The sequence below is a fragment of the Bacillus sp. AC266 genome, assembly GCF_979253805.1.
The window spans coordinates 1156813-1170201 of the sequence record NZ_CEEDEC010000001.1 but is presented as its reverse complement, the minus strand read 5'-3'; the positions used below and the strand labels follow the sequence as shown (position 1 = coordinate 1170201).

At 34.4% G+C, this 13389-nt stretch carries 12 protein-coding genes and 2 pseudogenes; 11 read left to right on the top strand and 3 right to left on the bottom strand.

Annotated features, from left to right (window positions below):
* The first annotated feature begins 57 nt into the window (after window positions 1-57).
* The 5 genes from dat to AC0IXC_RS05950 all read left to right on the top strand — a co-directional run bounded on the left by dat (window position 58) and on the right by AC0IXC_RS05950 (window position 3542).
* Window positions 58-933 carry a D-amino-acid transaminase gene (gene dat / locus AC0IXC_RS05970; protein ID WP_002141635.1) on the top strand — a complete coding sequence of 292 codons (876 nt, stop codon included), beginning with the start codon at window positions 58-60 and terminating at the stop codon, window positions 931-933.
* Window positions 934-1031: 98 nt separating this feature from the next.
* Window positions 1032-1679, top strand: coding sequence for a nitroreductase family protein (locus AC0IXC_RS05965; protein WP_002012699.1), 648 nt, complete (start codon window positions 1032-1034; stop codon window positions 1677-1679).
* 260 nt (window positions 1680-1939) lie between these two features.
* Window positions 1940-2428 carry a putative periplasmic lipoprotein gene (locus AC0IXC_RS05960; protein WP_002065200.1) on the top strand — a complete coding sequence of 163 codons (489 nt, stop codon included), beginning with the start codon at window positions 1940-1942 and terminating at the stop codon, window positions 2426-2428.
* A 147-nt stretch (window positions 2429-2575) separates the two neighbouring features.
* Window positions 2576-2758 (top strand): hypothetical protein, encoded by a 183-nt coding sequence (locus AC0IXC_RS05955; protein WP_012260876.1) that lies wholly within the window; start codon window positions 2576-2578, stop codon window positions 2756-2758.
* 235 nt (window positions 2759-2993) lie between these two features.
* The gene (locus AC0IXC_RS05950; protein ID WP_107887470.1) at window positions 2994-3542 is read left to right on the top strand and encodes a cysteine hydrolase family protein; all 549 of its coding nucleotides are present in this window, start codon (window positions 2994-2996) and stop codon (window positions 3540-3542) included.
* A gap of 36 nt (window positions 3543-3578) precedes the next feature.
* Here AC0IXC_RS05950 and AC0IXC_RS05945 read toward each other — a convergent pair.
* Window positions 3579-3699 (bottom strand): annotated as a pseudogene (locus tag AC0IXC_RS05945) (NUDIX hydrolase); the annotation flags it as partial.
* Between the two features lie 287 nt (window positions 3700-3986).
* Here AC0IXC_RS05945 and AC0IXC_RS05940 point away from each other — a divergent pair.
* From AC0IXC_RS05940 to adhP, 5 genes and pseudogenes are all read left to right on the top strand, one after another.
* Window positions 3987-4880: a mechanosensitive ion channel family protein gene (locus tag AC0IXC_RS05940; RefSeq protein WP_078176553.1), complete on the top strand. Its 894-nt coding sequence runs from the start codon at window positions 3987-3989 to the stop codon at window positions 4878-4880.
* A gap of 167 nt (window positions 4881-5047) precedes the next feature.
* On the top strand, window positions 5048-6166 hold the full coding sequence (locus AC0IXC_RS05935) for a GAF domain-containing sensor histidine kinase (protein ID WP_002031724.1): 1119 nt from the start codon (window positions 5048-5050) through the stop codon (window positions 6164-6166).
* Between the two features lie 14 nt (window positions 6167-6180).
* Window positions 6181-6816 (top strand): annotated as a pseudogene (locus AC0IXC_RS05930) (response regulator).
* Window positions 6817-7102: 286 nt separating this feature from the next.
* Complete coding sequence (locus AC0IXC_RS05925) at window positions 7103-7957, top strand: MurR/RpiR family transcriptional regulator (RefSeq protein ID WP_002031820.1); 855 nt, start codon at window positions 7103-7105, stop codon at window positions 7955-7957.
* Between the two features lie 383 nt (window positions 7958-8340).
* Complete coding sequence (gene adhP / locus AC0IXC_RS05920; RefSeq protein WP_002031819.1) at window positions 8341-9378, top strand: alcohol dehydrogenase AdhP; 1038 nt, start codon at window positions 8341-8343, stop codon at window positions 9376-9378.
* 152 nt (window positions 9379-9530) lie between these two features.
* On the opposite strand, the gene AC0IXC_RS05915 is transcribed toward adhP, so the two are convergent.
* Both AC0IXC_RS05915 and AC0IXC_RS05910 read right to left on the bottom strand, forming a co-directional pair.
* Window positions 9531-10550 carry an ABC transporter permease gene (locus tag AC0IXC_RS05915; protein WP_471652698.1) on the bottom strand — a complete coding sequence of 340 codons (1020 nt, stop codon included), beginning with the start codon at window positions 10548-10550 and terminating at the stop codon, window positions 9531-9533.
* A complete protein-coding gene (locus AC0IXC_RS05910) occupies window positions 10547-11449 on the bottom strand; it encodes an ABC transporter permease subunit (protein ID WP_326996540.1) in 903 nt (300 codons plus the stop codon). Before AC0IXC_RS05910 ends, AC0IXC_RS05915 begins: the two co-directional genes overlap by 4 nt.
* 394 nt (window positions 11450-11843) lie before the next feature.
* Between AC0IXC_RS05910 and gntK the strand changes: the two genes are divergently transcribed.
* Window positions 11844-13382: a gluconokinase gene (gntK, locus tag AC0IXC_RS05905; RefSeq protein ID WP_305927454.1), complete on the top strand. Its 1539-nt coding sequence runs from the start codon at window positions 11844-11846 to the stop codon at window positions 13380-13382.
* The last annotated feature ends 7 nt before the right edge of the window (window positions 13383-13389 follow it).

Here is a 13389-nt window from a genome sequence, read left to right as displayed (position 1 = left end):
TTAAGTGTGGATAAGTTGTACAATAAAATCAATTATGGAATAAAGGAGTGGGAAGGAATGAAAGCTACTCATAAAGATTGGATTTTATTTAACGGAAGAATTGTGAATACGAAGGAAGAACAGCCGATGGTCCCATTAGAGGAGAGGGGCTTTCAATTTGGTGATGGTATATATGAGGTGTTTAGGTTATATGATGGGAAGCCACATTTATTGGATTTACATTTGGAACGATTTTTTAATTCTATGGAAGAAATAAAACTAATTCCATCGTTTACTAAAGAAGAGTTAGTGGAAGAGTTACATCAAATGATTGAAAAAAATCAATTTCAAGAAGATGGGAATGTGTATCTTCAAATATCACGTGGTGCTCAAGCTCGAAATCATGTGTATGAAAAAGATTTACAACCAACATATTTTGCGAATATTGTTTCGTTTCCAAGACCTACTACTACTATGGAACAAGGAATAAAGGTTACTGTAGAAGAGGATATACGCTGGAAGTTCTGTCATATAAAATCTTTAAACCTTCTACCTAATATCATGATTAAAAATAAAATAAACGAGCAAGGGTATCAAGAAGCGATATTAGTACGAGATGGAGTTGTAACAGAAGGGTGTCATTCGAATTTCTTTATGGTGAAAAATAATAAATTAATTACACATCCGGCCGATAATTTCATTCTACACGGCATTACTCGTCACTACGTTATTACATTAGCGAAAGCTTTACATATTGAAGTAGAAGAGCGTGAATTCTCATTGCAAGAAGTATACGAGGCTGACGAATGTTTCTTTACAGCGACACCACTTGAAATGTTCCCTGTTGTTCAAATTGGTGATGAGAAGTTTGGAAGCGGCGAAAGAGGACCAATTACGAAAAAACTACAAGCTGCATATGAAGAAAGTATTAGTTTGTTTAAAGTGACAAATTAATAATGAGGGAAAAAGCTGGTATTCCCCCAGCTTTTTTTCATGATATAATTCAACCATAGGACAAGTTTTGAAAACGCTGTAAAAAGGGGATTTAATATATGAATTATGAAGATTTTAAAGAAGTAATTCACGGTAGACGAAGTGTTAGAAAGTTTACAGAACAAGAAGTATCCACTAGTGATATAAAAGAAATTATTGATTGTGCTCGTTATGCACCGAGTGATACGAACTCACAAACGTGGGAGTTCTTGGTCATTATGAACCGAGAGAAAATTAAAGAAATTGAACAAATGACATGGGATGCATTACATAAACTTGCAGCAAAAGCAGCAGAAAATGGAGAAGAGAAAGCAGGGAAATTACTTACACGTTCTTTCGGTCCATATGCGACAGCTTTCTCTGAGGCGCCAGTATTAATCGTATGTTTGGCAACACCATATGAATCAAAGTTTCGTGAAAAGATATTTGATCCAATTGCCTTCGTTCCTGATTCAGTATGGGAAGAGGAAGGAATTAAGAGTAGCTGTTTAGCAGCACAAAACTTAATGTTGGCTGCACATGCGAGAGGACTGGGTACTTGTCCAATGACAGGACCTGTATTATTAGCTCAAGATGAACTGCGACAATATTTACAAATTGAGCCTCAAAAACAAATTAATATGGTAATTTCACTCGGGTTTCCGAAAGATAAGCCGAAGAAACTTTCTCGAAAAGAAGTTGATGAGATTACAACATTTATTTTCTAAATGTTATGTAGAAAAGACATTGAAATGACAATGTCTTTTTATTTTGAATGGATATTTTTTTAGTGAATTGGGCTAAAATGATGAATAGATTGGAATTACTATTTATTTCTTTAAAAAAATTAATGTTCTTAAAATGAAAGTATGGTACAGTAATCGTGAGCAAGCTAATATTTGTTCATGAAAGTGTTAAAAACTAGTTTTAAAATCAAGAAGTTATTTTTGTATAATAAATTATAATGAAATAACAGGGGGAATGAATTTTGAAGAAATTCATAATCGCTGGATTGTCTGTATTGTTATTAGTAGGCTGTGGTACTCCAAAGGAAAAAGAGGATGCACAGTCAAACCAGGAAGAACAAGTTGTAAATGCAAGTGATGAGAATATGGTCGTATTTCCTGAAGGAGCAGTGCCAATCGGAGAAGGGAAAGTAAAAGTAACTACTCCAGATGGTACTTCTGAAAATGGCAATATACCAACTGTATTCATAAAAAAGGATACTTTAATTCAGCAAGTCGAATTAGAACTTTCCAATTTTCAAAACGATAAAGAAACATTTGTATTTGTAGATCAAATATTTGCAGATAAACATCAAGTAACTAGTACAACACAGACAACAGTACAATTAAAAGAAAAGACGCTTGAGACAGGTAGTCATACGATTACCGCAGCTCAGTTTGAAAACAATGATCCAAAAGGAAAAGTCATTAGCTTGAATCAAGCGACGTTTGAAACGAAACCTGCGTCTTAATATGGAAAAAAGTACATTACTCAAAAGTAGTGTACTTTTTAGTTTGGATTGAATTATGTCATTGAGAATAATTTGTTTCACTTTCTAGTACGAATGAATAGAAAGAACTTATTCTTTACTATCATGTAAGAGGAAGGAATTGAAAGTTTGAAACGAGTTATTCGTATTTTCTTATTTATTATAATGTTTTCGGTCATTTGGTTTACTTTACAAGAGGCGGTTGAAGTTACGCTCAATTATCACATTCATGACTTGTTAATTGGAGCTGTATGTTTTGTCATTGTGTATCGGTTTTATCAAGCCTTAACGGACAATAAGAACCCCACTTGAAAATTCGGCACATGCGAGGAAGTTAGGTGGGAGATCAACTTGCCCGTAAAAGCCCGATTGGTGAAGGATAATACCCCCTATGATTAAAGTTACGCTTTATGATAAACTCGGATTAAGGTAAGTATTGAGTTGGAAATGTAGGGATTTCATTTGAAATGTCGAATAGTACATACGATGTCGTAATAACAAATTTTCTATTGTTTACTGTGAAACAGAAGAAGGAGAGATTGTAGTTATGAAAAGAGCTCTTATAAATATTGATTATACATATGATTTTGTAGCTGAAAAAGGTGCTTTAACATGTGGGAAACCAGGTCAAGAAATTGAGAAGGAACTTGTAAGTGTAACGAAACAATTTATTGAAAAAGGTGATTACGTAGTATTTGCGATCGATAAACATGAAGACAATGATGTATATCATCCAGAAGCGAAATTGTTTCCACCTCATAATATAGCAGGTACAAATGGAAGAGACTTATTTGGTGAATTACAAGATGTATGCGAGAAATATAAAAATGCAGAGAATGTATACTATATGGACAAAACACGTTACAGTGCTTTTGCAGGAACGGATCTAGAAATGAAGCTAAGAGAAAGAGGAATAGGGGAAGTGCATCTTGTAGGTGTATGTACAGATATTTGCGTCCTTCATACAGCAGTAGATGCTTATAACAAAGGGTTTCAAATTGTGGTTTATGAAAAAGCAGTAGCATCTTTTAATGCGCAAGGGCATGAATATGCACTTGGACATTTTAAATCTTGTTTAAATGCAGAAGTGAAGTGAAAAAAAAGAGGCCTTCAAAAGGTCTCTTTTTCACATTTAAATAGAGACGACTTGCTGTTGAATTAACTTTTTAATGAACGGTCTAATCTTTTCTGGTAGCCCATTTAAATCAAAAAATTGTACAATGTAATGATTCAGCTTCGTCTGCTTTTAACGAGGTGAGTATTGCGGACTTAAAAGAAAGTCGTTTATAAAAAATTCTATTGTAATATCCCTTTAGAGGATTAAAAAGGATTATAGTAAATAGAAAAGAACATCTGAAGTTGAAAGATTGATTAAAGGGTTATATTGTTGAAGATGAACAATGAATACAAATACATAGTTAAGAAAGTACGATTTAAGATCAGGATAAAAGATGTTTCGAAAACAAGTGTTGAGATGATAAATGCGTATTTAAAATATAGTAGCTTTGTATGAAATTTTTATTAGTAAGGAAGTGGATGGATGAGTTTATTAACGTATACTGAAGAGTTTTTTAATTATGTAAGGGAGTTTTTACTTTTAAGGTTTTTACTATTTGCTTTAGTTCTTATCATTATTTCTTTTGTTATAAATCGCATTATTGATTGGTTTTTTAGGAAATCAAGCTTTTTTGATGAAGAGGTAGAGCAGACGATTCAAAGTGTAATTCGATCTATTTTTAGGTATATCATTATCATTAGTCTTATCATATATTTAATTAGTCAATTTGTAGATATAAAAAGTATTATTGCAGGTGCAGGGATAGCGGGAGTTGTCATCGGTTTTGCTGCACAACAGATGCTAAAAGATGTAATATTAGGCTTTGCAAGATTAGCGGACAAAGAGTTCCGTGTTGGCGATTTTGTTACTTTTAACGGAACAAATTCAGGAACCATTGAGGAAATTAGCGTTCGTTTTATGCAAATTCGTGAATGGTCAGGAAAACTCCTTACCATACCACACGGAGAGATTAGAACGATACAAAATTTTAATAAAGGATGGATGCGAGTTATTGAACGCATCACGGTAAGTTATCAGGAAGATCCTACAAGAGTTAAGGAATTGTTAGAAGAAGTGTGTGTTATTTGTAATGAAAAATTGGATCAAAGTCTGTATAGAGTAGATGATGAAGCTGTTGAACCATTTAAATATGTTGGAGTTACAGACTTAAATCCTAACCTTAAATATGTTGGATATGAATTTTGTATTACAGGTTTGATTAAACCGGAAGATTATTTTGAAACTTCTAGACAAGTAAGATTTGAATTAATGTCTATTTTTCATAAAAATCAAGTGCAAATGCCAGCAGCGAATATGTTCGTTAACACTGAAAGTTTACAGAATATCCATGTGGGACAATCTTTATCAGACAGTTAATGAAAACTAGCTAATTTCTGTTTTGGTTTAGAATTTAGATTTGTGAATCAGTAGATTTGAATGAACTGTATGGGATATCTCCGAAAAAAGAGCTGAAGAAATTCGGTTCTTTTTTGTTTGTAGTATTTTGAAATTTCTTAATGTTATAATGGTAGTTGGTGATGAGAATGAACATAGATGAAAAAGAGATGCATCGTTTAGAGGCATTAAAAGAAATTGCTGAGTTACTAAATGAAGCAACAAACTTACAGGAAATGTTAGGGAAAGTGTTACATACATTATTACAAGTTATGAATTTACAAACAGGGTGGATATTCTTTATTGATGAAAGTGGAAAGCATCGTATGCTTGTAGACCAAAACTTACCCCCAGCTCTTACGTGGCAGGAAAAGAAGCCGATGTGTGAAGGCGATTGTTGGTGTGTAGAACGTTTTGTGAATGGAAGATTGGAAAAAGCGACAAATATTATTGAATGTAAACGAATAGAGGATGCGATTGAATGTAATTGGGGCGAGACAGAAGATGTTACACATCATGCGACAATCCCGCTAAGATCTGGATCAGAGAAATTTGGTCTATTAAATGTAGCTTCGCCCCATAAAACACATTTTTCTGAGGAAGAGTTAGCGTTATTAGAAGCGATTGCATTTCAAATTGGAACGACAATACAACGTATTCAATTAGTTGAGAAAGAACGGAAATATGTAGTTGTAGCTGAAAGAAATCGACTTGCACGTGACCTACATGATTCCGTTAAACAATTGTTATTTTCAATTATGCTAACAGCGAAAGGGACTCTAAATATGACGAAGGATAGAGACTTGCAAGAGATGTTAAGTTATATTGGAGAGTTATCACAGGAAGCATTACAAGAGATGACACTTTTAATTTGGCAATTAAGGCCTGAAGGATTAGAGAAAGGTTTAGCAGAAGCGATTCAAAATTACGGAAAACTGTTAGGGATTCAAGTGGAAGTTCGAATTGATGGAATGGTTTTAATTGAAGATGAAATAGAAGAAGTTTTATGGCGTATAAGCCAAGAGGCATTACATAATTGTAAAAAACATGCCTCATGTGAAAAAGTATGTGTTCATTTAAGGATAGAAAATAATAAGTTGCATTTTTACATAGAAGATAACGGAATAGGATTTATACAGGATCAAGTAAGAGAGTCAGCACTTGGTTTGAAAAGTATGAAAGAACGAATTGAATTAATGAGGGGAATTTTTCGAATAAAAGCAGAACCGGAAAAGGGGACAAAGATAGAAATTCAATTACCGGTTTGAGAGGGAGAACGTCAGTGAAAATTAAATTATTACTTGTAGAAGATCATCATATCGTTCGAAGGGGACTCGTATTCTTTTTGAAGACGAGAGAAGAATTTGAAATTATTGGGGAAGCAGCAAATGGTGAAGAAGCATTAACATTCGTCTAAACAGAAAGGCCAGATGTAGTATTAATGGATTTATCAATGCCGAAAATGGATGGTATTGAAGCGACAAAACGTATAAAACAATACGATGAGACAATAAAAATTCTTATGCTCAGTAGTTTTTCAGAACAAGATTACGTTTTACCAGCATTAGAAGCTGGGGCAGATGGTTATCAATTAAAAGAAGTGCAGCCAGATCAACTTGTTGCGTCAATCGTTGCGGTATATCAAGGAAACGCAAATTTTCACCCGAAAGTAACACCAGCACTATTAGGACGATCAGCAGTCAAGAAAGAAAAAGAGAATCCTTTTTCTATGTTAACTAAAAGGGAGCAAGAAGTACTTCGTGAAATTGCGAAAGGAAGAAGCAATAAGGAGATTGCAGCAGAACTTCATATTACAGAACAAACTGTGAAAACACACGTTTCTAACGTATTGGCTAAATTGGAAGTAGATGATCGTACACAAGCTGCCTTATACGCAGTAAAGCATGGGGAAAACTAGAAATAAGTATGAATAATTGTGTCATATGCTACGGAAGAATACATATGAGAAATTAAAATGTATAGAGATGCCGAATAAAGGTTTTTCTTCTTTCAATAATTAGGTACAATAAAGTGAAACTTTAATCAGTGGGGGGGCCATCCCCACTGATTATTAGTTGAACCAATCGGGTTTTTACGGGCAGTTGATCTCCCACCTAACTCCCTTGCATTCATCGAATTTTGAGGTGGGAGTCTTACTGCCCGTTAATACGGGATAAAGCTACTATGGAAGGGGAAGATACGCTATGCCTGGTACAAAAAGTGGGATTGGAAAGATTCAGGCTTCGTTAAATGGTTTATCACCGAAATTACGAAGTATTGCCGAACATATTTTGAAACATCCACAAGATGTTGTACATAAATCGATTACGGAATTAGCGGAAGTTACGAATAGTTCCGAAGCAACGATATTCCGCTTATGCAAACACTTAGGTTTTCAAGGGTTCCAAGACTTGAAAATTACATTAGCTCGTGAGATTGTACATACCCCGATGCAAAATATTCATGAGGAAGTATCGGTAGAAGATAATATTGTCACTGTTGCTAAAAAAGTTTTTCATTCACATATTACAGGACTGCAAGATACATTACATTTGTTAAACGATAACGCGTTGGAACAGGCAGTAAGTGCGCTGAATGAAGCGAAACGAATTGAGTTTTATGGAAATGGTGGTTCAGGTATTATTGCGATGGATGCTTATCATAAGTTTATGAGAACGGGTATTTCTTGTATTGCTCATACGGATTCACATTTTCAAATTATGGGAGCGGGCTTGCTGACAAAAAAAGCAGTGGTCATTGCAATTTCTCATTCGGGCAGTAATAAAGGTTTACTTGAAGCGTTAGAAGTAGCGAAAGCAAGAGGGGCCAAAATTATTGCGATTACGAGCTATCAAAAATCGGCATTAAGCCAACTTGCTCATATAACATTATATACTTCGACGCGTGAGACGGAATTTCGTACAGAAGCAAGTTCGTCACGATTAGCGCAGCTTAGTTTATTAGATACTTTGTATGTGGGATTGTCATTGCAGCGACAAGAGGAAACACTACAAAATTTACAAAGTATACGTGAAACTATTTCGATGAAGCGAATATAAAGGGCTCTTCAAATGAAGAGCTTTTTATATTGGCGAGTAGTCTGTTGATATACCCTCTAGATCTACTTGTTCTAAGTGTCTATAGAAATATGCTAATTACCTATAATAATAATAATCTCTCATCTTTTAGACCCTTCATTTTTTAAACCTCGATATTTTGCATATGAAATTTAACAAGTAGCTTGATACATCAAAATACGTATTGGGTAATAATTCAAATATTGTTCAATATTTAACAATAAGCTTATGAAATTCCATGTTATGATGAACCTGTAATGATGATTGAAAACTTAAATTTGGTACAATAATTAGCCAAAATAGTGAGGACAGTAGTTGTGAGATAAACTCATTAAAACTCTAAAACACTAAAGGGGAGATCACATATGAAAGCAGTAGTAGTTAATAAAAACAGCAAAGCGAATATTGAAGTTATTGAAAAAGAATTACGTCCGTTACACTCGGGTGAAGCGCTAGTAGATGTAGAGTATTGTGGAGTTTGCCACACTGATTTACACGTTGCGAATCATGATTTTGGAAACACCGATGGCCGCATCCTTGGTCATGAGGGTGTAGGTATTGTTACTAAAATTGCTGATGATGTTACTTCACTAAAGATAGGTGACCGTGTAAGTATTGCATGGATGTTCCAATCTTGTGGACGTTGTGAATATTGCGTAACGGGGAGAGAAACATTCTGCCGTGAAGTAAAAAATGCTGGTTATTCAGTAGATGGTGGTATGGCTGAACAATGTATTGTTACAGCTGATTATGCGGTGAAGGTACCAGAAGGATTAGATCCTGCTCAAGCATCATCAATTACATGTGCGGGCGTAACTACATATAAAGCTATAAAAGTATCAGACATTAAACCTGGTCAACCTATCGTAATCTATGGTTGTGGTGGATTAGGTAACCTAGCTATTCAATATGCTAAAAACGTATTTGGTGCAAAGGTAATTGCAGTAGATATCAATGACGACAAATTAGCCTTAGCAAAAGAAGTTGGTGCTGATATGACTATCAATCCGATTTCTCAAGGTCCTGCTGATAAAATTGTTCAAGAGGAGTTTGATGGTGCTTATGCTGCTGTAGTAACAGCAGTTTCTAAAGTAGCATTCAACTCAGCAGTTGATGCAGTACGTGCTTGCGGTAAAGTAGTTGCGGTAGGTTTACCAGTAGAAACTATGGATTTAAACATTCCACGACTTGTATTAGACGGAATTGAAGTAGTTGGTTCTCTAGTTGGTACTCGTAAGGATCTGGAGGAGGCATTTATGTTCGGCGCAGAAGGAAAAGTAGTGCCGGTTGTTCAAACGTGTTCTCTAGATAAAGTACAAAATGTATTCGAAGAAATGGAACAAGGTAGAATTCAAGGGCGTATGGTAATCGATTTTAAACAGCATAATTGTGAGTGTAAATAATTCATTTTAAATATAAAAAGCATGAGTCTAGCAAAGGTCATTTAAAAAAGTTAGACGGCATAAAAAAGATGATCCCTCGTATTCAATAGGGATCATCTTTTTTATATTCTACTAATATCAATGCCAATTAATACTTGATTGATGAGACATGATTAAAGGTTCACTTTATCTACAAATGAAAAAGAATCTTTACTTTTAACAAATTTTTTATGATTTGGAACGGTTTGAATTGATACAACTTGCGAATCTCTTGCTTTCAGTGCATCTTGAATCCCGATTGTCATAAGCTTAATAAATAGAATCGTAATAAAGAATGAAACGAGAGTATACAAAATAATCCACCATGAAATATTCATTTCATAACGATTTAATCCAATAAGGCCTGCCCAATCATTCGATAGAGAAACAGGTTTGAGTACTCCGTCATAGAGTTCACGCATTTGTATCCCACCAATTACAATATCAAGCAACGCTAAATGGATAACGAGTATGAGTGTTTGGACGATATGTTCCATAAATAACACAAATAAGCGATCAAGTAATAAGACTCGTAAGTGTTTTTTGATAATATGAAAACGGCTAGCACCCAGTAATTGTGAACTTAAAATGTAATCTCGTTTCATAAATTCATCAACCTCTGAGGAGATATATAAAGAAAGTGTAGGTAGAGCGACGAAAATAAGTACGAGAACTTGATAAAACGCAAATGAAATATTTGGATCTAATCTATCAGCATTTGATATGATTACAATATTAACGGGCGTGATGAGTATAAATGCGATAAATAAAGTAGGAATATAGTAAAAAACTTCTGAGCATGCCTGGAAAAATCTCTTGAATCTTGGAGCGTATAAACTCAAGAGGATTCCTATACATGTTCCGCATAAAATTCGAAAGAAGCTAATTGCCACGGCTAATAAAATGGTGAATTTTGCTCCTTCTACAATTTGTAAGAAAACAGACTCTCCAAAACGATCAGATCCAAAAGGCGGCATTAACAATGGCGAAAAGGGGGCCTTTCCAAGTAATTCGTTATTGTCATTGTAAAGTAACTGAGGAGGTTTTGGGATGTTATCTTTAAAGAACCAACTATAAATAAAACTAGCTGAAACAAGTATGAATAGATAAGTAAAGCCGATTAAAAATCGTTTTGATTTCCAAATAGATTTCATAATGCTGCTCCTTTCAATTGCTTTTTCCATCTATTCATCATGAATGAGATTATTTGAAAAATGGCATAAAATGGTAAAATAATCATAACAAGTATGATAAATGCAGCTGGAGGTGAAATAAACGCCTTCTTAAATAAAAATTGAATAATGCCTTCCATATTAAAAACAAATTCTAAAATGAATAAGTTAGAAAGTAAGAAAACAAAAATCGTTTTTAAATGATGAAAGAAGTGGATAGATATATTTTTGAATAAATGAATGCGTAGTATATAACTTGATGAAAGTCCTTTTCCATATGCAACCTCTACGTAATGTTTTTCATGTTCTTCTTTTATGTATAACACCATCATCCGAAACATTTGTAATGTAGGTAAGACTGCTAAAGATAAAATAGGGAGTAAATAAGCTCGATTTTCATTAAAAGAAATAATGGTGACAGGAGATTCCCCGAATTTCTGAAGTACCCATATGAAAAATATTTGCAAACAAATCATCATCATCATATCAGGGACAGCTTCTAATATGAACACAATTCGGTTTATCCATTTTTTTATATAATCTTTTGCTAAAAAATAAAAAAATGCCATGCTAGATGATAGAAAGAGTGCAAGCAAAAAGGCTATAAATAATACAGTAAATGAATATAGGTAAGGTTCTAAAACAGTTGGAAATAATGGTGTCTTTTTGAAATGACCAAATTTCGGGTCTGATCCCATAACTACTAATGATTCAGGGGAGAAAACCTGTTTTAACATAGTAACGATCTGATTAAAAAAATGAATTGGTTGAAAAGTGAATCCCTGTTGAGTGATAAATAAATAAGGTAAATTTAGTAATAGTAAGAGTGATAAAAGAATTGATGAAAGTTTTATTGTGAATTGAGATATTTTATATAACATTAAATCCCTCCGACATCTTTTTACAACATTATACAATAAAGTTCATATTTTGTTTTGATTTTTCAGAAAAATATAAATACTATTAGATTTTATAGTATGGAACATATATTTACAAGGTAAAAAAGTGATAGTAGGCAGCCACGCCCTATGTCCATCAAACTAAGAAAACGAGAACTTATATATTATTATCTTTAGGTGGAGGGGAAAGAATGTTTGATAAATTAAAAAGGTTATTTAAAAAAGATAAAGAGAATGATTTAGAAGATGAGAGGTACATTTTGGTTTGAAAAAAATTTTCTTTTCATAACTTGATTTATGAAAAAATATTTTATATACTAATTCATGTAAACGGTTTACTAGATCGTATTTTGCTAGAAACGAAGGGAATGTTCGCATGGAAACAAGGGGGAGAGTAATCGGGATTGACATCGGTACCACAAGTACGAAAACGGTTGTATTCACTGAAAAAGGAAAAGTCGTTGCTTCACATGCAATTGATTATCCAATTATTCAACCGAACGTCGGATGGGCTGAGCAAGATCCTGATGTAATATGTGCTGCTGTATATAAAACTGTAAGCGTTGCCATTGAAAAGGGTAATGTGTCACCGGAAGATATTTCTTCTATCGGGATTAGTACAGCGATGCATGCCTTAATTGCTGTAGATGAAAACGGTGCGCCGTTAACGCGCTCTATTATTTGGGCAGATAATAGAAGCACAAAGCAATCAGAAAAACTATTACAACAAATGAATGGTCATGACATTTATAGAAGAACTGGTACACCGATTCATCCGATGTCACCACTTTCTAAATTATTGTGGATGAAAGAAGAAGAAACGGAGTTATTCAGAACTGCTCATAAATTTATTTCCATTAAAGAGTATGTCATTTATCAATTATTTTCACGCTATGTAGTTGATTATTCTATCGCATCTGCTACAGGGTTATTTAATTTAAAAACATTAAACTGGGATGAAGATGTTTTAACTATGTTAAATATGTCACCAGAACAATTATCAACACCTGTACCAACTACATATATTTTATCGGGAATGAAGCCGGAATTAGCACAAAAGATGGGTATTAGTGAGGATACTCCGGTTGTTATTGGTGCAAGTGATGGTGTTCTTGCAAATGTAGGTGTCGGTGCAATATCACCTGGCTCAGCTGCAATTACGATCGGGACAAGTGGTGCGGTTCGAACAATTTCATCGAGTGTTAATACAGATGAAAAAGGAAGAACTTTTTGTTACGCATTAACAGATGAGCACTGGGTGATCGGCGGACCAACGAATAACGGTGGAATATTACTTAGATGGTTACGTGATGAATTTGGTAGCCCAGAGCAAGAGGTAGCAAGAAAGCTTGGAATTGATCCTTATGATTTATTAATTAAGTATGCAGAAAGTGTACCAGCTGGAGCAGATGGATTACTATTTTTACCCTTTCTATCTGGAGAACGTGCACCCTACTGGAATGCAAATGCTCGAGGTACATTCTTCGGGATAAACCTTCAGCATAAACGAGAACATTTCATACGAGCAGTTATGGAAGGTGTTTGTATGAGTGTGTATTCAGTAGCACTTGCCATTCGAGATTGTACAGGGCCACTTACTGAAATACGTGTTTCAGGAGGCTTTGCGAAATCTGCATTTTGGAGACAAATGTTATCTGACATGATGGGGAAAGAATTGCTTGTTCCAGAAAGTCATGAAGCATCTGCGCTTGGGGCAGCAGCACTTGCTTTGTATGCAATTGGGAAAATTGATTCTCTTGAAGAGGTGAAGGATTGGATTGATATTGTCCATCACCATGTACCGAATAAAGAAAATACGGCTTTATATTTAGAGATGTTTTATATGTATGAACGACTTTACAATCGTTTGAAAGAAGAATTTGATTGTATAGCTGCTTTCCAACGTAAACAATAGGGGGATT